Genomic DNA, 21,296 nt, shown 5'->3' on the forward strand with positions numbered 1-21,296 from the left:
ACGGCGGGCATTCGACACCCGCTTTATTTCGTCCGCGCTACGGGGGCTTTGCGGTCGCGGTAAACGGAATCCTGTGGACGGCGGCCTCGAACAACGATACGGACGACCGCTAGCATGCCCCGTCATGAGCGAACCGATCCTCGTCCTCGTCTCGGCCGCCGCCGGCCTCGTGGCCGGCGCCGCGCTCGGGTGGTACGCGCGCGGCTCCCTCGGCGGGCGCCGCCACCGGCGCCGGGAGCGCTTCTTCGGGCTGCCGCGCAACTCGGAGGCCCTCGTGGTGGTGAACCGGGACGCCGGCGGCGGGGACTGGAGCGTGGCCAAGCACGACGCGCTCGCCCTGCTGGAGCTGTCCGCCGTGATCAAGTCCTGCGGGGCGCACGCGCAGGTCGTCGCGCAGGACACCGCGCAGCAGGCGTTCGGCGACCGCACCGAGTTCTGCGTCGGCACCCCGATATCCAACCGCCGCATGGCCGCGCACATGCAGTCGCTGCTGCCGGGCGTACGGATCAACACGGACCCCGAGCCGGGCCCCGACCGTGGCGCGTTCGCCGTGGGCACGGAGCGCTACCGGGTGGAGAACGGGGTCAGCGAGCACGTGCTCCTCGCCCGGCTGGCCGCCGGCCAGGAGGCCAGGCCGGTGTTCCTCTCCTGCGGCCAGCGCTCCATCACCAACCAGGCGGCGATGCGCTACCTGGTGAAGAACGAGAGCCGGCTCAACCGGAAGTACGGCACCAGTTCCTTCGTACTGCTGCTGAAGGTGGTCAACTCGCAGTCGTACGGACCCGATGTGGTGGAACTCGTCGGGGACGTGACCAAGCAGGCGCAGACTCCGCTCGCCCAGCCGGCGGGGAAGCACGGTAAGTCCTGACCCCGCCGCGCCGCGCCCGCGCGACCCGGGTGCGCGCCCGGCGGGCGCCCGGGCGATGATGCCGGGACCTAGGTACGCATTCGCTCCCTGAGTACCTAGCCTGTCGGGCGAGTTGCGGGAGAGGAGCCTCCGGAATGGGCGACGCCAGGCCGGTGTACCAGCGCATCGCCGACGATCTGCGCGAGCGGATCGACGGCGGCGACCTGTCCGTGGGGGCGCAGATCCCGTCGCGCTCCCAGCTCAAGCGCGCGTACGCGGCGAGCGACCAGACCGTGGACCGGGCCGTGCGGGTGCTGAAGGCCGCCGGCTACGCCCAGGGGCAGTTCGGCCGCGGCGTGTTCGTCGCCGACCGCACCCCCGTGGGCAGCCTGCTGCGCAGCACGGGCGCGGTCGACTCCCCCTTCGCCGCCCGGCTGGTGCCCGGCGGCGTCGCGCTGACGTGGGAGGCGGTCTCCACCCCCGCCCCCGCGCCGCGGGAGGCCGCCCGGCGGCTCGGGATCCCGGCGGGCGACCGGGTGATGTGCACGCAGTACGAGTACCTGGCCGACCGCAAGCCGGTGCAGCTGGCCGTGAGCTGGGAGCCGCTGGCGCTCACCGACGGCACCGACGTCGTCTTCCCCGAGCGCGGCCCGTACGCCCGGCGCGGCGTGCGCGGCCGGTTCGCGGCGATCGGGATCCGGGTGGTACGGGCCGCGGAGCTGGTCGGCTCGCGGTCGGCGACGACGGCGGAGGCGGAGGCGCTGGGCTGCGCACCGGGGCAGTGCGTGACGACGCTGGAGCGCACGCACTACGACGAGCGGGGCCGGGCGGTGGAGACCTCCGAGGCGGTGGTGCGGGCGGACCGCTGGCGGCTGGAGTACGACATCGCGTTCACCGGCTGACGGAGGCGGCGCGGGCGGCGGCCGGGCGCCGCGCCGCGGCGGCGTCAGCCCTCCGCGACCTCCGCGTACATCTGGGACAGCTCCGGCGCCCCGTTCGCCGCCCACTCCGCGCCGATCTCCAGCACGTCCATCTCGCGCCCCGACGACAGCCGCACCACCGGCGCGCCGTCCTCCGGGTCGAGCACCCACTGCGCGTCCGCGATCGTCCGTACGATCACCGTGCCCAGATACAGCCCCGCGTCGCTGCCCAGCCAGGGCGTGACCTCGGGGTCGTCCCGCCAGCGCGGCAGCAGTTGGTCCAGCTCCTCCAGCGACCGCGGGGTGTCGTCCAGCTCGACGCCGGCGGACTCGGCCTGGACGCGCAACAGTTCGCACTCGCTGAGCAGTTCGGTGACGCCCTCCTGGTCGACCGGCGTGTCCACGTGCGACGCCCGCTGCTCACTCCCGGAGCCGTGCCGTCTACGCCAGTTGTCGAGGAAGGAGATGTTCATGCCCCCACCCTCGCATCCGGGCAGGCGGCAGCACCACAGGCGCGCGGATCCGATTCGCTCACCAGGTGTTTCCCGGAAGGCCGTCTTGACCGTTCACTCCTGTCTCTTTAGCGTCATTGCGCCCCCCTGAGATAACTGGTCATGTCGAGACGCCGAACCGGGACCCGGAGGGCCACCTTGCGGATTCGCCTCGTCACCACCGCCACCCTGCTCACACTCGCCGCCACCGCCGTACCGGTGGCGGCCCAAGCAGCCGAACGGCCCAGCGGGCCGCAGCCGTTGGCCAAACTCTTCGACAACACCGCCGTCAGCGACGACGCCGACCCGGGCGCCGCGGACTTCGACGGCGCCGGCAGTTCCCTCTCCGCCGGGGACCTGGCCGCCGCCGGCTGGACGCCCGGCCGCAAGCTGGACATCGACGCGGCCGAGCTGCGGCTGCCGCGCTACGGCCGCGGCGCACCCGACAACGTCGTCGCCGACGGCCAGTCCGTCGCGCTGCGCGGCACGGGCAACGCCGTCTCCCTGCTCGTCGCCGGCTCCTCCGCCGCCGGTCCCGGCACCGGGGTCTCCGGCACCGGCACGGTGCGGTACTCGGACGGCAGCTCCAGCCCGTACAGCCTGACCGCGCCGGACTGGCGCTCCGGGCCGCTCACCACCAAGGCGCTGGCGCTGCCCGGGTTCAACACCCCCGACGGGCCGCGGGCCGAGGCCACCCGGCTGTACGCGGTGACCGTGCCCGTCACCCGGGGCAAGCGGATCACCTCGCTGACCCTCCCCGGGGACCCGGGCCCCGATTCCGACCTGCACGTCTTCGCGGCCTCCGTACGGCCGGAGGCCACCGGCTGGACCGGGAGCTGGGCCGCCAGCACCTCCGGCTACACCGCCGTGGGGCCGTGGACGGACCGGACGCTGCGGCTCGTGGTGCACGCCGGCGCGGGCGGCGACAGCACCCGGGTGCGGCTCGCCAACACCTTCGCCGCGTCGCCGGTGCGGTTCGGGCAGGCCACCGTCGCCGTGCAGGGCGAGGGCGCCGCCACCGCCGGCAGCCCGGTGCCGCTGACGTTCGGCGGCAGGACCGGCACCACCGTCGCCGCGGGCGCCGAAGTGGTCAGCGACCCGGCCCGCTTCACCGTGCCGCCCGGATCGAACCTGCTGGTCAGCATCCACCTGCCGGAGACCGTGAGCGCCGCGCCGGTGCACGCCCTGGCCATGCAGAACTCGTACATCAGCGCCGACGGCAGCGGCAACCGCGCCGCCGACCCCGGCGCCGACGCCTTCACCGGCACCGTCGGCACCTGGCCGTTCCTCACCGGCATCGACGTGCGCGGCGGCCCCGGCTCCGTCGTCACCCTCGGCGACTCCATCACCGACGGGCACAGCTCCGGCACGGGGATGAACCAGCGCTGGCCCGACGTGCTCTCCGACCGGCTGCGCGCCCAGGACGAGGTGCCCCGCTACGGCGTGCTCAACCAGGGCATCTCCGCGAACCGCATCGTCACCGACCGGTACAAGGGCGACGGCGTGAGCAGCGACGTCGGCGGCGTCAGCGCCCAGCACCGGTTGGAGCGCGACGTGCTGGCGCAGACCTCGGCCCGTACCGTCGTGGTCTTCGAGGGCATCAACGACGTCCGCGCGGGCACCGGCGCCGACGAGGTGATCGCCGGGCTGCGCAGCATCTCCGAGCGGGCGCAGGCCCGGGGGCTGCGGGTGGTGGCCGCGACCATCGCGCCCTGTGAGGGCTACGGCGACTGCAGCCCCGCGGTCGACGCGCGGCGCACCGCGGTCAACGACTACATCCGCGCCAACGCGGGCGGGGCGGACGCCGAGTTCGACGCGCTGCTCGACTTCGACGCCGTGCTGCGCGACCCGGAGCGGCCGCAGCGGCTGCTGCCCGCGTACGACAGCGGCGACCACCTCCACCCCGGCCCGGTGGGCCTGAAGGCGGCGGCGGACTCGATCGACCTGGGGCTGCTCGTGCCGCGCCCGTAGTGCCGCCCTAGAGATCGAGATCGACGACGACGGGGGCGTGGTCGGACGGGTTCTTGTCCTTGCCCGGCCGCCGCGCCTCCCGGTCGACGTACGAGTCGGTGACGGCTGCGGTGAACGCGGCGTTGCCGTAGACGTGGTCGATGCGCATCCCCTTGTTCTTCTGGAAGCCGAGCTGGCGGTAGTCCCAGAAGGTGAAGGGGATGTCGTACTTCAGCGCGCGGGGGTAGACCTCGCTGAGCCCGGCGGACTTCTGCAGCTCGACGAGCGCAGCACGCTCCGCCTCGCTGACGTGGGTGTGCCCGTCGAAGAGGGAGATGTCCCAGACGTCCTCGTCCTTGGGCGCCACGTTGTAGTCCCCGAGGAGGGCGTAGGGGCGCTCGCCCGGGGCCTCTTCCGCGGCCGTCGCGCGCAGCGCCTCCAGCCAGCGCAGCTTGTACGCGTAGTGGGCGTGCCCGACGTCGCGGCCGTTCGGCACGTACAGCGACCAGACGCGCACCGGACCGCACGTCGCGCCGAGCGCGCGGGGCTCGGTCGCGCCGTCGTACTGCGGCTGGTCCGGCAGGTCCTCGGTGACGTCGGCCAGACCCGCCTTGGAGATGACCGCCACCCCGTTCCACCGGCCGTCGGCGCGGATCGCCGCCTCGTACCCCAGGGCGGCGAGCGCCTCGCCCGGGAACGCCTCCGCCGTGCACTTCAGCTCCTGGAAACACACCACGTCGGGCGCGGTCTCCTCGAGCCACTGCAGGATGCGGGGCAGCCGGGGATTGATCCCGTTGACGTTCCACGTAGCGATGCGCACAGCCATGCCGACAACCTACCCCGCCCCTCTGACAACGGGCCGCGGGGATCCGCGGAGGCCTACACCGCCAGGCTGGCGCCCCGTTCGAGCCGGACGTGCTCCGCGCCGCCGATGCCCGGGCCGTTCGGGCCCAGCATGCGGCCGTAGAGCGGCGGGGCGAGGTCGGAGAGCAGCGCGTCGTGGACGTCGACCGCGCGCCGGGGGGCGACCGCGCGGACGTAGTCGACGACCTCGGCGAGCTTGTTCCACGGCGCCATCACCGGCATCAGCAGGGTCTCGACGGCGCGGTCCGGCACGGTCAGCGCGTCGCCCGGGTGGAAGACGGCGCCGTCCACGACATAGCCGACGTTGGTGACGCGCGGGATGTCCGGGTGGATCACGGCGTGCAGTTGGCCGTGCACCTCGACCTCGAAGCCGGCGGCGGTGATCACGTCGCCCTCGCCGACGGTGTGCACCCGGCCGGGGAACGCCGCGGCGACCTGATCCGCGACGCTGCGCAGCGTCCACAGCTGCGCGGCGGGGTTGGCGTCGAGGGCGGCGCGCAGCCGGCCCTCGTCGAAGTGGTCGGGGTGCTCGTGCGTGACGAGCAGGGCGTCCGCGCCCACCGCGGCGTCCGCCTCGCTGAACCCGCCGGGGTCGATGACCAGCACCGCCCCGTCCTTGGCCAGCCGGACGCAGGAGTGGCCCTTCTTCGTCAATTCCATGATGCCGGTGACAACTCCTCGTCAGTACTCCGTCGTGGACACCGTACGCACCACGAGGTTCTCGGGGTCCTCGGTGTTGACGACAATGGACACGTCCGGGCGCTCGCCGGGCTGCTTGAGCTTCAGCCCCGACCAGTCCCCCTCGGTGAAGTCCCAGCCGACCTCGTCCGCCTGGGCGGGCGTGATGGGGTTCAGGCCGTCCTTCAGCCGGGGCAGGGGCCGGACGTCCGTGCGCGAGAACGTCGTCTCCAGGTACTCGTCCACCGACTCCTGCGGGGCGGTGAAGTCGACGTACAGGGCGCTGTCGTGCAGCGAGTTCTGCTCGTAGTAGCGGATGTACTCGGCGCCGCCGGGGACGGGCACCTGGTAGATGCGGCGCAGCAGGCGCGGCGGCCAGCCGGCCTCCATGTCCGTGTAGGCGGCGCGCTCGGCCTTGTCGCGGCCGCTCTCGCGGCTCTGCTGGGTGGAGATCCAGCCGTAGACCAGCGGGATGCCGACGAGCAGGGCGATGGCGAGGTACGCCTTCCAGGAGCGGACGACGCGGCGCGGCGGGCGGTGGGGCATGTGTCCATTGTGTGCGGGATCGGGCTCCTGCCCGTGCGCGGGCCGCTCGCCGGAGTCTTGGAGGGTCACTTGCCGACCACCTGCGCGAACCGCTCGTAGCGCTCGACGCGCCGCCGGTTGGTGCGGCGGAACCTGCGGGCCACCAGGCGGGCCAGGTCGGCGGCCCCGACGAGCCCGGCGTCGTTGCCGAGGCGGGCGCGTACTATCCGGGCCTCGGGCCGGTAGCCGCGGCCGGTGAGGCTGCGGCCGAAGGCGTCCTGGGCCGGCTTGATGAGCAGGTCGTCGGCGGCGCTGACGCCGCCGCCGATGACGAAGCAGGAGGGATCGAGGGCGGCGGCGAGGTTGGCGATGCCGACGCCGAGCCACTGGCCGATGTCCTGCAGCAGCTCTATGCACATCGCGTCGCCCTCACGGGCCAGCTCGGTGATGAGCGGGCCGGTGATGTCGCCGACGTTGCCCTTGACGCGGTCGATGATCCCGTACGCGACCGGGGACTCGGCGGCGGCCAGCTCACGGGCCTCGCGGACCAGCGCGTTGCCGGAGCTGTACTGCTCCCAGCAGCCGCGGTTGCCGCACGGGCAGCGGTGCCCGCCGGGCACCACCTGCATGTGGCCGAACTCCCCGGCCACCCCGTACTTGCCGCGCTTGACCTGGCCGTCCTCCAGGATGGCGCCGCCGATGCCGGTGCCCAGGGTGATCATGACGAGGTAGTCCTCGCCGCGGCCGGCGCCGAAGCGCCACTCCGCCCAGGCGGCGGCGTTGGCGTCGTTGTCGACCATCACGGGGACCCGCAGCCGCTCGGAGAGCGCGTCGCGCAGCGGCTCGTTCCGCCAGGACAGGTGCGGGGCGAAGAGCACCCGGCTGCGGTCGGCGTCGATCCAGCCGGCGGCACCGATGCCGACGGCGTGCACGTCGTGGCGCTCGGAGAGGTCGAGGACCAGCTCGACGATCACGTCCTCGACGACCTTGGGGCTCTTGGACTTGTCGGGTGTCTCGGTGGTCGCGCGCTCCAGGATGTGCCCGTCGGCGTCGACGACGCCAGCGGCGACCTTGGTGCCGCCGATGTCGATGCCGACGGTGGGCACCCGGGGCGCGGTCAGGTGCGAGCGCCGCTCGCGGTGGCTCACGCTGCGCAGCACGGTGGCGCGCGCGGCACCGCGGTGCGGCGTCCTCTCGGCGGACGTCACGGGCGCTCCCCTCGCCCGGGCCCAGGACGCGGCTCGGTGGGTGCGGGTGATCGCAAGGGGTGGCCCCTTCCCCTGTCGGGAGTCGCTGACGTGTGCCGATTCTGCCTCACAGGCCCCCTCCACCGCACGGCGGTGTGGACAGCGGGCGGCCGGGCGGGCGCGGGCCGCCGCCGTACGTTCCGGCGGCGGCCGCGACGCATGGCGTCGCACCCGGTCAGGCGCCCTTTCCCGCCCTTCCCGGCGCGCTCGGGCCTGCCGCCGCGCGCAGGGTTCCCCGGCGCGCGGCGGGTGCGCTCGCGCCGGTGCTAGGGCCTGTCGTTCGGATCTTCGCCGGGCTCGCGACGCCTGGCACCGCTCCCCCACAGCGCGCAGAGCGCGCGTGGGCGGTACCCCCAGCCGCGTTGTCGTCGGTCAACGACGCTCCGCGTCGCCTCCCTCCTCCGCCTTGCGATGCACGGCACCAGCCGCCGCTCCCTGATCCGACAAGACCCAAACGACAGACCCTAGCCCTTCGCCCGCTGCAGCTCGTGGCTGAGCTGCTCCAGCTCGCTGCCGCCGGCCATCTGCCGGGTCAGCTCGTCCAGCGTGATCTCCGGGCGGGCGTGGCTGCCGGCCATGACCCCGCGCTTGAGCAGGATGAACCGGTCGCCGACCAGGTAGGCGTGGTGCGGGTTGTGGGTGATCAGGACGACGCCGAGGCCGTGGTCGCGGGCTGCGGCCACGTACTTCAGCACCACGCCGGACTGCTTGACGCCCAGCGCCGCGGTCGGCTCGTCCAGGACCAGCACCTTGGCGCCGAAGTAGATCGCCCGAGCGATGGCGACCGACTGCCGCTCGCCGCCCGAAAGGGTGCCGATGGGCTGGTCGACGTCCCGCAGGTCGATGCCCATGCGCAGCAGCTCGGCGCGGGTGGTGGCGCGCATCTTCGGCACGTCGAGCCGGCGCAGCGGGCCGCGGCCCACCGTCGGCTCCGAGCCGAGGAAGAAATTGCGCCACACGGGCATCAGCGGCACCACCGCGAGGTCCTGGTAGACGGTCGCGATGCCCCGGTCCAGCGCCTCGCGCGGGTTCCCCAGCCGGGAGTCCCGGCCCTCGATGCGGAAGCTGCCGGAGTCGTGCTGGTGCAGCCCGGAGATGATCTTGATGAGGGTGGACTTGCCCGCGCCGTTGTCGCCGAGCACGCAGGTGATCTCGCCGGCGTGCACCTGGAGGGAGACACCTTCGAGCGCGCGGATGTTGCCGTAGTACTTGCTGACGTCCGCCAGCTCCACCAGCGGCCCGCCCCCGGCGGGTCCGCCGGGGGCCGCCGCGCCGTCCGCGGCCGTGCCGTCGTCAGCCGTGCCGTCGCCGGCCGTGCCGTCGCCGGCCGTGCCGTCCGTGGCCTTCGTCATCTGGCCGCCTCCGCGCGCGTGCGTACCCAGGAGTTGAGGATCGTGGCCAGCAGCAGCATCGCGCCGAGGAAGAACCAGAACCAGTCCGAGTCCCACTGGGCGTAGACGATGCCCTGCTTGGCCATGCCGAAGATCAGCGCGCCGATCGCGGCGCCGATCGCCGAGCCGTAGCCGCCGGTCAGCAGGCAGCCGCCGATCACGGCGGCGGCGATGTAGTGCAGCTCCAGGCCGCGGCCCTCCGCGGACTGCACCACGCCGGAGAACGAGAACAGCAGGTGCTGCCCCGAGATCCAGGCCGCCACCGCGACGCCGAGATAGAGCCCGATCTTGGTGCGGTGCACCGGGACGCCGACCGCGCGGGCGGCGTCCTTGTTGCCGCCGACCGCGAAGATCCAGTTCCCCCAGCGGGTGCGCAGCAGGATCCAGGTGGCCAGCACGACCAGCCCGATCCACCACAGGATCGTCACGCGCAGCTTGAACGAGCCGACGTCGACCGACGAGGCGAAGAGCACCCGCGCCGACTCGAAGCCCTGCATGTCGTCGATGCCGTTCGTGGAGACCGTGCCCTGGATCCTCTTGGTGAGGCCGATGTTGGCGCCCCAGAGCATCAGGTACGTGCCCAGCGTGATGATGAAGCTGGGCAGCCCGGTGCGGATCAGCATGAAGCCGTTGAAGAAGCCGATGGCGAGGGTGACCAGCAGGGAGACGAAGACGCCCACCCAGACGTTGGCGGTCATCTCGTACGCGAACATCGTCGACGTCAGCGCCGCGGAGGTGACCAGCACGCCCGCCGACAGGTCGAACTCGCCGCCGATCATCAGCAGCGCCACGGGCACCGCCATGATGCCGATGGTGGAGGCGGCGTACAGCACGGTGTCGAGGCTGGACAGGAAGCTGTCCGCGATGACGGCGAAGAAGAGGAAGACCGCGACCGCGCCGATCACCGAGCCCAGCTCCGGCCGGCCCAGGAGCCGGTGCAGCGGGGAGGCGTGCAGCAGGCGTTCGTCCGGCGCCTTGGCGTCCGCCGGGAGGGTGGCGGTCATCGGGTGCCGCGCTCCGTGAACTTCTTCAGGTCGGGAGCGTCCTCCTCGGTGACGATGGCGGGACCGGTCAGCACGGTCTGGCCGCCGCCGATGACGTTGCCGTTCGTCTCGTACAGCCACAGCTCGTCGACCGCCAGGTAGCCCTGCAGGTAGGGCTGCTGGTCGACGGCGAAGCTGAGCTGCTTGCCCTCCAGCGACTCCGCCACGGACTTGTTCAGGTCGAAGGTCGCGACCTCCGCCTCGCTGCCGGTGGCGTCCTTGGCCTCCACGGCCGAGGCGGCGACGTCCGCGTTGAGCGTGACGACCGAGTCGACGCCGCCGTCCGCCTCCAGCTTCGCCTGGATCCCGGAGAGCACCCCGGGCTTGCTCGCGCCGTCGACGGTCAGGTTCTCCACCGAGCCGGAGAAGGTCTTCTTCACACCGGCGCAGCGCTGCTCCAGGCCGACGTTGCCCTGCTCGTGGATGACGCAGACGGCCTTCTTGCGGCCGCGCTCGTTCAGCTCCTCGCCGACCGCCTCGCCGGCGACGGACTCCTCCTGGCCGATGTGGCTCAGGGCGCCGTACTCCTTGGAGAACTCCGCGCCGGAGTTGATCGTCACCACCGGGATGCCGGCGTCCACGGCGGCCTGCACCGCGCTCTTCATCGCCTCCGGCTTGGCGAGCGTGACGATGATCCCGTCGACCTTCTTGTCGACGAACGTCTGGACCAGCCGCGCCTGCTCGTCGTCCTTCTCGCTGTTGGCGTAGAGGAACTCGACGTTGTCCTTGGCGGCTGCCTGCTTGGAGCCGCTCTGGACGATGTCCCAGAAGGTGTCGCCCGGCGCCGAGTGGGTCACCATGGCTATCTCCATGCGCGGCGTGTTCACGCCCCCGCCGCCGCCACCGCCGCCGTCGTTCTCCTCGGCGTCCTTGCCGCCGGAGTCACTGCAGCCCGCTGCGGCGACCGCCAGCAGGGTGGTGATCGCCGCCGCCGCGAAAACGCGCGTGCTACGGGCCATACGGCTGCGCGCCATCTGGGTACCCGCCTTTCTTCCCTGGTCGTCCCCGGCCGCCCGCGTGGCGGCTGGAGGTGTTCTAGCCGGGGGCGGGGACCGAGTCAATGCCTTGCCGGATCATTCTGACCCGCGGCTACCCGTGAGTCACCCCGTGGGTCCCCGCCAGGTCAGCCGCGGTCGAGCAACTGGAACTCGAAGCTGTAGCGCGAGGCCCGGTACAGGTGCGAGCCGAACTCCACCCCGCGCCCCGTGTCGTCGTAGGTGAACCGCTCCATCGTCAGCACCGCCGCACCCTCCTCCTCGCCCAGCCGCTCCGCCTCCGCCGCGGTCGCGGGCCGGGCGCCGACCCGCTGGCGGGCGCTGTGCAGCGCGATGCCGGCGCCGCGCAGCACCCGGTAGAGGCCCGTCGACTCCAGCTCGTCGGCGCGCAGCCGGACCAGCTCGGCGGGCAGGTGGTTGCAGAGCACGGCGACCGGCTCGCCGTGGGTCAGCCGCAGCCGGTCCACCCGGACGACGTCCGTGCCCTCGGCGACGCCGAGCGCCGCCGCGACGTCCGCGGTGGCCTGCACCTCGGTCACGCTCAGCACCCGGGTGGCCGGGCGCTGCCCGGCGGCCTCCAGGTCGTCGTAGAGGCTGGTCAGGCCGAGCGGGCGGCGCACCTGGCTGTGCACGACCTGGGTGCCGATGCCCCGGCGGCGGACCAGCAGTCCCTTGTCGACCAGCGACTGGATGGCCTGCCGCACGGTGGGCCGGGACAGGCCGAGCCGGGCCGCCAGCTCGATCTCGTTGCCGAGCAGGCTGCCGGGGGTCAGCGCCCCCTGCTCGATCGCCGCCTCCAGTTGCTGGGACAGCTGGAAGTACAGCGGGACCGGGCTGCTGCGGTCCACGCCGAGCCGGAGGGCGGGGACGGGACCTGTGCCGCGCTTCGTCACGCTCCGGAGCGTAACGGTCGGGCCGTGCCACCGGAAGGCTTCACGTCAGGTTGTCCTGACAATTGACAATCCCGCTGGCCACGGGAGATTTTGAGGCCATGCGCATCGGACTCCTCGGCACCGGCAGAATCGGCGCCTTCCACGCGGCCGCGCTGCGGCGGCACCCGGACGTCAGCTCGCTCGTCGTGACCGACGCGGACCCGCAGCGGGCCGCCGAGGTCGCGGCACGTACGGGCGCGGAGGCGGTCGGCACGCCCGCCGACGCGCTGGCCGCCGGAGTGGACGCCGTGGTGATCGCCGCCGCCACCGCCGCGCACGCGGAGCTGCTGGGCGCGGCGGCGCAGGCGGGTCTTCCGGTGTTCTGCGAGAAGCCGATCGCCGTCGACCTGGCGGGCACCCGGGCCGCGCTGGCGGAGGTGGCCGCGGCCGGGATCGTGCTCCAGATGGGCTTCATGCGCCGCTTCGACGCGGGCTACGCCGCGGCCCGCGAGGCCGTACGCGGCGGGCGCCTGGGGCGGCTGCACACCGTACGGACCGCCACCTCCGACCCGGCGCCGCCGCCGGCCGCGTACCTGCCGCTCTCCGGCGGGCTCTACCGCGACTGCGTCATCCACGACGTCGACGCGCTGCGGTGGGTGACCGGCCGGGAGGTCACCGAGGTGTACGCGGCCGGCTCCGACGCGGGCCCTGCGATGTTCCGCGAGGCGGGCGACGTCGACACGGCGGCGGCGCTGCTCACCCTGGACGACGGCACGCTGGCCGCCGCGACGGCGACCCGCGTCAACGGGGCGGGCTACGACGTGCGGATGGAGCTGGCCGGCGAGCGCGACCAGATCGCGGTGGGCCTGGACGAGCGGACGCCGCTGACCTCCGTGGAGCCGGGCGCACCGGCGCGGGGCGGCAAGCCGTGGCAGGGCTTCCTGGAGCGTTTCGCGCCGGCGTACGAGGCGGAGCTGGCGGCGTTCGTCAAGGTGGTCCGCGGCGAGCTGGCCAACCCGTGCGACGGCGCCGAGGCGCTGGCGGCGCTGCACGTGGTGGAGGCGTGCGAGCTGTCGCGCCGGGAGCGCCGCCCGGTGCGGGTGGCGGAGATCGCGGAGACGCCGTAGGGCGTCGTACGCCGGTGACGCCGCGCGCCGCCGGCCGGACCGGCGGCCGGGGTCACTCCGCGGCCAGGGCCGCCAGGACCGCGCGCAGCCGGGCGCGTTCCTCCGGGAGCGGGGACGTGGGGGTGTGTTCCCGGGTCCACGGGGAGACCTCCAGGGTCCCCGTGGCGTCCTCCGCGGCCAGCCGCTCCGTCAACCGGCTGAAGTCGGCGACCGGGTCCTGCTCCCCGTACTGCTCCAGCCGCTCGGCCAGCAGGGCGGTGCCGGGGCCGAGGTCGGGGCGATCGAAGCGCAGGGCGCCGGCGGCGGCCCGTTCCTGCTCCTCGTAGCGGTCCGCCCAGAACGTCCACTCCCAGCCCGGCCACCGGGGCAGCACGGTCGCCCGGGCCGCGCCCGCGACATGCTGCAGGGTCCAGCCGCAGACCCGGCGGTGCACGGTGTCGAGGTGCACGCCGCCCTCCGGGATCGTGGGGATCCGGTCCGTCAGCGCGGCGGGCGAGAGCTGTCCGGCCAGCTCGGGGCCGCGGTCGAGCAGGTCCTCCAGGTCGTCGGCGAAGACCGCGTACGCGCGGACGCCGCCCCCGCTCCCGCCGTCACCGCCGCCGTCCGCGACCGTGACGGCCAGCGCGATCTCCTCGGAACCGGGCTCGATGGGCGCCAGCTCCGACGTCTCCGGCGGCTCCGGCTCCGCCGTCGCCCGGTCGCTGCGTACCAGCGCGGCATCCACCCCCACGTACGCCGCGAAGTCCTCCAGACCGCCGTACGCCCATCGGACCCGCCACCCGGGCCACGTCCGGGCCAGCACCGCGAACAGCGCCCGCCGGTGGACGTAGTCCTCCAGGTGCCAGGTGAAGAAGAGCAGTTCACGCGCGTCGTGGTCGGCGAGTGCGGCGCCCTCGCACCACCTCTCGTCCAGCCAGTCGTCCCGCGGGACCTCCCGCTGGGCGGCGATGAAGCGGGAGGCGCTGCGCGGGCCGTCGAGGAGCTGTGCGTCGATGCCGCTCGCGCCCCAGTGGGAGTAGTGCAGCCGCCAGTCGCCGTCCCGTACGAGCACGTAGTTCGCGCGGGCACCCACCGCCGGTCAGACCGCCGCCAGCCGGGCCAGGAGGTCGGCGGCGCGCTTGGCGACCTCCTCGCGGTCGCCGCCGGACAGCGCCGAACCCATGCCGACGCCCACCGCGCCCGCGGCGATCCAGTCGGGCGCGTCCGCGATCGAGATCCCGCCCGTGGGCAGCACCGCGGCCTGCGGCAGCGCGGCCCGTACGTCCTTGACCCAGCCCGGCTCGTGCGCGGAGGCCGGGAAGAGCTTCAGGACGTCCACGCCCAGCTCCAGCGCGCGCACCGCCTCGGTGGGCGTGGCGACGCCGGCGAAGACGGGGACGCCGTAGCGGTGCGCGGTGGCGACCACGCCGGCGTCGAGGTTCGGCGCGACGAGGTAGCGGGCCCCCGCGTCGACGGCCAGCCGGGCGGAGGCGGCGTCCAGCACCGTACCGGCGCCGATGACGGCCTCCGCACCGACCTCGCGGCGCAGCGAGCTGACCAGCTCCAGCGCGAAGGGCGTGGTCAGCGAGATCTCCAGGCTGCTGATCCCGGCCGACAGCAGCGAGTCGGCGGTGGCGGCGGCACCGTCGTAGGTGTCGCTGCGGACGATGGCGACGACCCGCTGTTCCAGCGCGGCCCGGGTGATCTCCCAGCGGTACACGGTGCTTCCTCCGGTGGTTCTCTCTGGGCGGTGCGCGGTTCTGCCGTGGTGCGCGGCGTTGCGTCCCTTGCGTGCCGTACGGGCCGTGCGCTCAGCGGTGGACGGAGTCGCCGCCCGCGGTGAAGGCGGCGAGCGCGCGGTCGCGCGCGGCGGCGGTCGGCAGCCCGTCGGTGTCGGTGACCGCCTGGATGACGAGCGCGGCGACGCAGGCGCCCTCGGCGAGGGCGCGCTCCAGCGGCAGGTCCCGCAGCCGGGCGGACAGGAACCCGGTGGCGAAGGCGTCGCCGGCGCCGACGGGGTCGGCGAGCAGCACGTCGTACGGCGGCTGGTCGACGCGGGCGCCTGCGGCGGTGAGCGCGGTGGCGGTGTGGTCGGCGCGCTTGATCACGACGGTGTCCGTACGGCCGCGCAGCAGCCGGGCGGCGGCGTCGTCGGCGCTCTCGCCGGTGAGCATCTCCAGCTCGTCGTCCCCGGCGAGCAGCAGGTCGGCCTCGGCGAGCAGCGGGCCGACGACCTCGGCCCAGCGCTCCGGTCCGGCGAGCTTGCGGCGGACGTTGGGGTCGAAGGAGACCAGCGCGCCGGCCGCGTGGGCGAGTTCGATCAGCTTGGCCGTCGCCTCGGCGGCGGACGGCGACAGGATCGGCGTGATGCCGGAGATGTGCAGCACCCGGACGCCCTCGACCACCTCGGGGCTGATGTGCTCGGGGGCGAGGCGGGAGGCGGCGGAGCCGGCCCGGTAGTACTGCACGTCGATGGCGCGCTGCGGGTGGCTGTCGCGGAGCAGCATGCCGGTGGGTGCGTCGGGGTCGACGTCCGCGTACGAGACGTCGACGCCGTCCGCGCGGAGTTGGGCGAGGACGGCCTCCCCCGCCGGGTCCGCGCCGACGCGGCCGAACCAGCGCGCCCGGTGGCCGAGCCGGGAGAGGCCGGCGGCCACGTTCGACTCCGCGCCGCCGATGGCCCGGCGGAAGTTCACGGCGCGCGCCAGCGGCATCCCGGGCTCGGCCAGCATCAGCAGCATGGCCTCGCCGCAGGTCAGCACCTCCGGTGCGGATTGCGCCATCGGTTCCTCCACGGTGGTGGGGCAACGTTCGTGCTCCGAACGTTATCCCGATCGGCGCCCGCGCCGGTATGGCGGGGTGCCCGGCGGGGACCGGCCCGCGGGGCCGGTCGGGGCGGACACGAGTCCATGGCGGAGCGCGGGTAAGTCCATTGCCCCCGGGGCGGGTCGGGGGTGAGGCTCGACGCTGCGTGACGTGTGCACTACACCCCCGAGATCCCGGAGGTTCCGGATGCCCGTCCCCCGCCCGGCCGTCGTCGGCGCCGTACTCCTCGCCCTGGGCCTGAGCCCGCTGGCCGTCCCGCCGGCCGCCGGCGCGCCACCGAAGCCGGCCGCGGCCGGCGACATCAGCCCGACCCCGCGCTCCGTCGAGGCGCGCGGCGACAGCGTCACCGTGACCAGCACCGTCACCCTCGTCACGGGGTCCGAGCCCGACGGGCCCGCGCTCGCCGTCGCCGAGAAGGCGCTACGCGACGCGGGGGCCGAGGACGTACGGCGTACCGGGACCGCCCCGGCGGAGAGCCGCGGGCTCACCGTCTACCTCGGCGGCCCCGACGCCAACCCCGCCTCCGCCGCCGCCCTCGGCGCCCTCGGCGTCGAGGGGCCCGCGGGGCTGCCCGCCGACGGCTACGTCCTGGCGGCCGGCACCGCCGAGCCGGCCGGCGGCACCCCCGGCGGCGACGGCATCGTGCTGGCCGGCACCGACGCCACCGGCACCTACTACGCCGCCCAGAGCCTGCGCCAGCTCCTCCCCCACCGCGACTCCCCCGGCACCCGCGTCGCCGGCACCGCCGTCCGCGACTGGCCGGGCACCGGCTGGCGCGGCGCCATCGAGGGCTTCTACGGCGTCCCCTGGTCCCACGAATCGCGCCTGGACCAGCTCTCGTTCTACGGCGAGCACAAGATGAACATCTACGTCTACTCGCCCAAGGACGACCCGTACCTGCGCGAGCGCTGGCGCGAGCCGTACCCGCCGGACGAACTCGCCCGCATCGCCGAGCTGGTCGAGCGCGCCCGCGCCAACCACGTCGAGTTCACCTACGCCCTCTCCCCCGGCCTGTCCGTCTGCTACAGCTCGGACGCGGACGTGCAGGCGCTGAACGACAAGTTCCAGACGCTGTGGGACATCGGCGTGCGCACCTTCGCCGTGCCGCTCGACGACATCAGCTACACCGACTGGAACTGCGCCGCCGACGAGGAGCGCTTCGGCACCGGCGGCGGCGCCGCGGGCGCGGCCCAGGCGCACCTGCTCAACCGCGTCAACCGCGAGTTCGTCCGCACCCACGACGGCGCGGAGCCGCTGCAGATGGTGCCGACGGAGTACTACAACACCACCCCGTCCCCGTACAAGAAGGCGCTCGCCGAGCAGTTGGACGAGGACGTGCTGGTGGAGTGGACCGGCATCGGCGTCGTCGCGCCCGTGATGACCGTCGCACAGGCACGCGACGCCCGCGAGGTCTTCGGCCACCCGATCCTGACCTGGGACAACTACCCGGTCAACGACTACGCGCAGGACCGGCTGCTGCTCGGCCCGTTCAACGGCCGGGAGAAGGGCCTGCCGGGCGAGCTGGCCGGGATCACGGCCAACCCGATGAACCAGGCCGCCGCGTCGAAGATCGCGCTGTACACGGTCGCCGACTTCGCCTGGAACGACGCCGCGTACGACCCGCAGGCCTCCTGGGCCGGGGCGCTCGCCGAACTGGCGGGCGGCGACCGGCGGGCCACCGCCGCGCTCCGGGCCTTCGCGGACGCCTCGTACGGCTCGGCGCTCAACCCCGGGCAGGCGCCGGCGCTGTCGGCGGCCATCGACGCGTACTGGGACGGCGGCGACGAGGACGCCCTGGACGACGCGCTGGCGGCCCTGGAGGCCGCGCCCGGCGTGCTGCGCGACCGGCTGCCGGACCGGGCGTTCGTCGAGGAGTCGGGGCCGTGGCTGGACTCCACCCGCGACTGGGGCACCGCCACCCGCACCGCCCTGAAGATGGTCGAGGCCGCGCGCGACGGCGACGGCGACCGCGCCTGGCAGCTGCGGCAGCGGCTGCCGGAGCTGGTGGAGCAGGCGAGGTCGCACATCTACACGGGGCTCGGCGGGCGCGAGGTGAAGGTCGTCGTCGGCGACGGCGTGCTGGACGCCTTCGTCGCGGACGCCGCGGCGGCGCACGACCGCTCGCTCGGGCTGCCCCCGCGGCCGAAGGGCGCGACGGACCTCGGCACGTACCAGGGCAACACCGTGGACCGGATGACGGACGGCGACGACTCGACGTTCTTCTGGAGCGACGGGGCGCCGCGCACCGGCTCGTGGGTGAGCGTGGACCTGGGCGGCGAGCGGGAGATCGGCGCGGTGACGCTGGCGATGGCCAAGTCGGGCAGCCAGAACGACTACCTCCAGCAGGGCGTGCTGGAGTACTCGGCGGACGGCGGGACGTGGACGGAACTGGCGGCGTTCTCCGGTACTCCGGACGTCGAGGCGGCGGCGCCGGAGGGCACCAAGGCGCGGTACGTGCGCGCCAGGTCGACGGCGGCGCAGAGCAACTGGCTGGTGGTACGGGAGTTCACCGTCGCCGGCGGCGCCTCGACGACGGTGTCCGGCGGCCCGCCCGCGGCCGAGGGCAGCACGCTTGCCGCGGCAGCGGACGGCAACACCGCGTCCGGCTACCGCGCCGCCCGCGCACCGCAGGCCGGTGAGGCGCTGGACATCGGCTTCGCGGAGCCGCGCGCGGCGGAGTCGCTGATCGTGCTCCGCCCGCAGGCCGCACCGAACGCGCAGGCGACGGTGCGGGTACGCAACGAGCCGGACGGCCCGTGGCGCACGGCGGGCCGGCTCGCCGGCGCGTACACCGAACTCCGCGTCCCGGGCGGGGCGGTGGCCGGGGTCCGGCTGCAGTGGTCGGGCGGCGGCGCGGTGCCGGAGATCACGGACGTGGGGGTGGTCGGCGGCTGACCACGACGGCGACCCCGGTGCCGGGTTCGGCACCGGGGTCGCCGCGACCGCAGGTCCGCGACCGCAGGCGCCGGCGGAGCCGGGCTGCCTGCGGTCGCGGGCGCTACGGCTCAGTCCCCCGCTCCCGCCGGCCGCAGGCTCCCGTGCAGGCGCAGGCGCGAGATCCCCCCGTCCGGGTGGATGTCGATGCGCGCGTGCGTGCCCACCGCCGGGGCCGGCAGCACGAAGCGGTGGTTGGTGTCCGGCTGGAGCCGGGTGCGGGGCAGGATCTCGGTCCACCCGCCCGCCGCCCCGTCCCGTACCGACACCGCCGCCCAGCCCGCCGCGTTGCCCTTCAGATACGCCGTGTCCACCTCCACCGCCCGGATCTCGCCGCGCCCCGCGAGCGCGTAGCGGATCCAGTCGTGGCCGTGGTCCCGGCGGCGCCGCGTCTCCCAGCCGTCGTCCATCTTCCGCGAGCGGCCCGGCCTGATGGTGTTGACCGGCGGGGAGTAGAAGCGGTCCGAGGCGTCCTCGACGCGGCCGCCGTGCTCCAGCGCGACGAGGTCGAAGGTGCCGAGCGCCGCCAGCCACTCCGGGTCCGGGACGACCTCGCCGTGGACGCGCAGGCGCGCGATGCCCCCGTCGGGGTGCTGCCGCAGCCGCAGGTGCGTGACGCGGCGGTCGCCCGCGACGGCGAAGCCGTTCGCGGCGTGGCCGCCGACCGCCGTGCGGGGCACCAGTCCGGTCCACCGCACGCCCGCCGCGAGCAGCGCCTCCGGGGAGGGCGTCCCGGGGACCTCCGCGCCCTCGACGCTCACGGACTGCGGGTGGTTGCCGCGGAAGTGGGCGGTGTCGACGACGATGCCGCGTACGACGCCGGGGGCGCCGAGGCGGACCAGCGCCCAGTCGTGGTCGCCGGCGGCCGGGTGCGGGGCCTCGGCGGAGGCGCCGCGGCGGCGCCTGGTCTCCCAGCCGTCCATGACCTTGCCCTTGTGGCCGAACGCCGCCGGGTCGAACTCGGCCCGCTCCGGCAGCAGCAGGTTCTCCCGCGGGGCGAAGAACTCGTCGTTCGCGGCGATCACCGCGCCGCCCAGGCGCCGGTCGGCGAGGTCCGGCAGGGCGGTGAAGGCGAGGTCGGCGGCGCGGTAGTCGGCGTAGGGGTCGCCGCCGCCGTACGGGGCGGCGGCGCCGGTGAAGCGGGGGATCTCGGCGGTCATGCCTGCTGCTGCCTTTCGTCCCGGTCGGTGCGTTCGTCGGGGTCGGTCGCGTCGGTACGGCCCAGGAGCCGGCCGCGGGGTCCGGTGTGGACGCCGCCGTGGTGGATGCGGTGCCCGCGCAGCCAGGTGGCGCGTACGACGCCGTGCAGGCGCCGGCCCGCGTAGGCGGTGACGCGGTTCCTGTGCTCCAGGTCAGCCGGGTCGACGGTGAACGCCGCGTCGGGGTCGAGCACGGCGAAGTCCGCGTCGCGGCCGGGCTCGATGGCGCCCTTGGCGGCGAGCCCGGCGAGCCGGGCGGGGCCCGCGGCCATCCAGCGGACGACGTCGGCGAGCCCGTGGCCGCGGCGGCGCGCCTCGGTCCACACGGCGGGCAGGCCGAGTTGGAGCGAGGAGATGCCGCCCCAGGCGGTGGCGAAGTCGCCGGTCTTCAGCTCGGCGGTGGCCGGGGAGTGGTCCGAGACGACGCAGTCGAGGGTGCCGTCGGCGAGGCCGGCCCACAGCAGGTCCCGGTTGCCGGCCTCGCGGATGGGCGGGCAGCACTTGAACTCGGTGGCGCCGTCGGGGATCTCCTCCGCGGTGAGGGTGAGGAAGTGCGGGCACGTCTCGGCGGTGACGGGCAGGCCGGCTCGGCGGGCGGCGGCCAGGACGGGCAACGCGTCGGCGGAGGAGAGGTGGAGGACGTGGACGCGGGTGCCGTGCCGCCGCGCGAGCGCCACGACGCGTTCGACGGCCCGGGTCTCGGCGGCCCGGGGGCGGGAGGCGAGGAAGCCGGCGTAGTCGGGGCCGGGGACCGGCGGGGCGCCGTCGAGCACGCCGGGGTCCTCGGCGTGGACGACGAGCAGGGCGCCGAGGCGGGCGGCCTCGGCGGCGGCGCGCTCCAGGTCCGTACCGTCGAGCCGGGGGAACTCCTCGACGCCGGACGGGGAGAGGAAGCACTTGAAGCCGAACACCCCGGCGGCGTACAGCGGCGCGAGGTCGGCGGCGTTGCCGGGGACCGCGCCGCCCCAGAAGCCGACGTCGACGTGCGCCCGGGGCCCGGCCACGGCCTGTTTGACGGCGAGCGCCCGGGCGGTGGTGGTGGGCGGGAGGCTGTTGAGCGGCATGTCGACCAGGGTGGTGATGCCGCCGGCCGCCGCGGCCCTGGTGGCGGTGGCGAAGCCCTCCCACTCGGCGCGGCCGGGGTCGTTGACGTGCACGTGGGTGTCGACGAGGCCGGGCAGCAGCGCGTCGCCGCCGCAGTCCTCGGCGCGGGCGCCGGGCGGCGGGGCCGTGTCGTACGGCAGCACGGCGGCGATCCGGCCGCCGGCGACCGCGACGGCGGCGGGCCGCTCGCCCTCGGGGGTGACCACGCGGCGTGAGCGCAGCACCAGTTCGACGTCGGTCACCCGGTCCCCTCTCGGCACGGCCTGCTTCAACGTTCTGTTGAAATGCACTGTCGCGGCGGGTG

At 74.5% G+C, this 21,296-nt stretch carries 19 protein-coding genes; 5 read left to right on the forward strand and 14 right to left on the reverse strand.

What is annotated here, in order from left to right; translation table 11 throughout:
- Positions 1 to 124: 124 nt before the first annotated feature.
- A complete protein-coding gene (locus LG396_RS08130; RefSeq protein ID WP_100301360.1) occupies positions 125 to 868 on the forward strand; it encodes a hypothetical protein in 744 nt (247 codons plus the stop codon).
- A 134-nt stretch (positions 869 to 1,002) separates the two neighbouring features.
- Positions 1,003 to 1,749: a GntR family transcriptional regulator gene (locus tag LG396_RS08135; RefSeq protein ID WP_018837049.1), complete on the forward strand. Its 747-nt coding sequence runs from the start codon at positions 1,003 to 1,005 to the stop codon at positions 1,747 to 1,749.
- A 44-nt stretch (positions 1,750 to 1,793) separates the two neighbouring features.
- On the opposite strand, the gene LG396_RS08140 is transcribed toward LG396_RS08135, so the two are convergent.
- Positions 1,794 to 2,240 (reverse strand): DUF6278 family protein, encoded by a 447-nt coding sequence (locus LG396_RS08140; protein WP_018837048.1) that lies wholly within the window; start codon positions 2,238 to 2,240, stop codon positions 1,794 to 1,796.
- A 177-nt stretch (positions 2,241 to 2,417) separates the two neighbouring features.
- On the opposite strand from LG396_RS08140, the gene LG396_RS08145 reads away from it, so the two are divergent.
- Positions 2,418 to 4,229 carry an SGNH/GDSL hydrolase family protein gene (locus LG396_RS08145; protein ID WP_225794207.1) on the forward strand — a complete coding sequence of 604 codons (1,812 nt, stop codon included), beginning with the start codon at positions 2,418 to 2,420 and terminating at the stop codon, positions 4,227 to 4,229.
- Between the two features lie 7 nt (positions 4,230 to 4,236).
- Here LG396_RS08145 and LG396_RS08150 read toward each other — a convergent pair whose 3' ends face one another.
- The 8 genes from LG396_RS08150 to LG396_RS08185 all read right to left on the reverse strand — a co-directional run bounded on the left by LG396_RS08150 (position 4,237) and on the right by LG396_RS08185 (position 11,844).
- Positions 4,237 to 5,028 carry an exodeoxyribonuclease III gene (locus LG396_RS08150; protein WP_199850299.1) on the reverse strand — a complete coding sequence of 264 codons (792 nt, stop codon included), beginning with the start codon at positions 5,026 to 5,028 and terminating at the stop codon, positions 4,237 to 4,239.
- Positions 5,029 to 5,087: 59 nt separating this feature from the next.
- Complete coding sequence (locus LG396_RS08155; RefSeq protein WP_018852159.1) at positions 5,088 to 5,732, reverse strand: MBL fold metallo-hydrolase; 645 nt, start codon at positions 5,730 to 5,732, stop codon at positions 5,088 to 5,090.
- A 21-nt stretch (positions 5,733 to 5,753) separates the two neighbouring features.
- The gene (locus LG396_RS08160) at positions 5,754 to 6,296 is read right to left on the reverse strand and encodes a hypothetical protein (RefSeq protein ID WP_037746865.1); all 543 of its coding nucleotides are present in this window, start codon (positions 6,294 to 6,296) and stop codon (positions 5,754 to 5,756) included.
- A 65-nt stretch (positions 6,297 to 6,361) separates the two neighbouring features.
- Positions 6,362 to 7,483 (reverse strand): ROK family glucokinase, encoded by a 1,122-nt coding sequence (locus LG396_RS08165; protein WP_018837043.1) that lies wholly within the window; start codon positions 7,481 to 7,483, stop codon positions 6,362 to 6,364.
- Positions 7,484 to 7,986: 503 nt separating this feature from the next.
- Positions 7,987 to 8,874, reverse strand: coding sequence for an ATP-binding cassette domain-containing protein (locus LG396_RS08170; RefSeq protein WP_225794208.1), 888 nt, complete (start codon positions 8,872 to 8,874; stop codon positions 7,987 to 7,989).
- On the reverse strand, positions 8,871 to 9,917 hold the full coding sequence (locus LG396_RS08175; protein ID WP_018837041.1) for an ABC transporter permease: 1,047 nt from the start codon (positions 9,915 to 9,917) through the stop codon (positions 8,871 to 8,873). Before LG396_RS08175 ends, LG396_RS08170 begins: the two co-directional genes overlap by 4 nt.
- A complete protein-coding gene (locus LG396_RS08180; protein WP_037746858.1) occupies positions 9,914 to 10,915 on the reverse strand; it encodes a sugar ABC transporter substrate-binding protein in 1,002 nt (333 codons plus the stop codon). Before LG396_RS08180 ends, LG396_RS08175 begins: the two co-directional genes overlap by 4 nt.
- Positions 10,916 to 11,079: 164 nt before the next feature.
- Complete coding sequence (locus tag LG396_RS08185; RefSeq protein WP_018837039.1) at positions 11,080 to 11,844, reverse strand: GntR family transcriptional regulator; 765 nt, start codon at positions 11,842 to 11,844, stop codon at positions 11,080 to 11,082.
- A 98-nt stretch (positions 11,845 to 11,942) separates the two neighbouring features.
- Between LG396_RS08185 and LG396_RS08190 the strand changes: the two genes are divergently transcribed.
- Entirely contained in the window at positions 11,943 to 12,950 is a 1,008-nt protein-coding gene (locus LG396_RS08190) for a Gfo/Idh/MocA family protein (RefSeq protein ID WP_225794209.1), read from the forward strand.
- A 52-nt stretch (positions 12,951 to 13,002) separates the two neighbouring features.
- Here the strand turns inward: LG396_RS08190 and LG396_RS08195 are convergent, their stop codons facing one another.
- The 3 genes from LG396_RS08195 to LG396_RS08205 form a co-directional block, all read right to left on the reverse strand.
- Positions 13,003 to 14,022 (reverse strand): hypothetical protein, encoded by a 1,020-nt coding sequence (locus LG396_RS08195; protein WP_225794210.1) that lies wholly within the window; start codon positions 14,020 to 14,022, stop codon positions 13,003 to 13,005.
- Between the two features lie 6 nt (positions 14,023 to 14,028).
- On the reverse strand, positions 14,029 to 14,649 hold the full coding sequence (locus tag LG396_RS08200) for a bifunctional 4-hydroxy-2-oxoglutarate aldolase/2-dehydro-3-deoxy-phosphogluconate aldolase (RefSeq protein WP_037746849.1): 621 nt from the start codon (positions 14,647 to 14,649) through the stop codon (positions 14,029 to 14,031).
- Positions 14,650 to 14,740: 91 nt separating this feature from the next.
- The gene (locus tag LG396_RS08205; RefSeq protein ID WP_037746846.1) at positions 14,741 to 15,712 is read right to left on the reverse strand and encodes a sugar kinase; all 972 of its coding nucleotides are present in this window, start codon (positions 15,710 to 15,712) and stop codon (positions 14,741 to 14,743) included.
- 229 nt (positions 15,713 to 15,941) lie between these two features.
- Between LG396_RS08205 and LG396_RS08210 the strand changes: the two genes are divergently transcribed.
- On the forward strand, positions 15,942 to 18,650 hold the full coding sequence (locus LG396_RS08210) for a glycoside hydrolase family 84 protein (protein ID WP_225794211.1): 2,709 nt from the start codon (positions 15,942 to 15,944) through the stop codon (positions 18,648 to 18,650).
- Between the two features lie 110 nt (positions 18,651 to 18,760).
- Here the strand turns inward: LG396_RS08210 and alc are convergent, their stop codons facing one another.
- Together alc and allB are read right to left on the reverse strand one after the other, a co-directional pair.
- Positions 18,761 to 19,849 carry an allantoicase gene (gene alc, locus LG396_RS08215; RefSeq protein WP_225794212.1) on the reverse strand — a complete coding sequence of 363 codons (1,089 nt, stop codon included), beginning with the start codon at positions 19,847 to 19,849 and terminating at the stop codon, positions 18,761 to 18,763.
- Positions 19,846 to 21,234 (reverse strand): allantoinase AllB, encoded by a 1,389-nt coding sequence (gene allB / locus LG396_RS08220; protein ID WP_018843583.1) that lies wholly within the window; start codon positions 21,232 to 21,234, stop codon positions 19,846 to 19,848. Before allB ends, alc begins: the two co-directional genes overlap by 4 nt.
- Between the last annotated feature and the right edge of the window lie 62 nt (positions 21,235 to 21,296).

The sequence above is a fragment of the Streptomyces aculeolatus genome, assembly GCF_020400605.1.
GTDB lineage: Bacteria > Actinomycetota > Actinomycetes > Streptomycetales > Streptomycetaceae > Streptomyces > Streptomyces aculeolatus.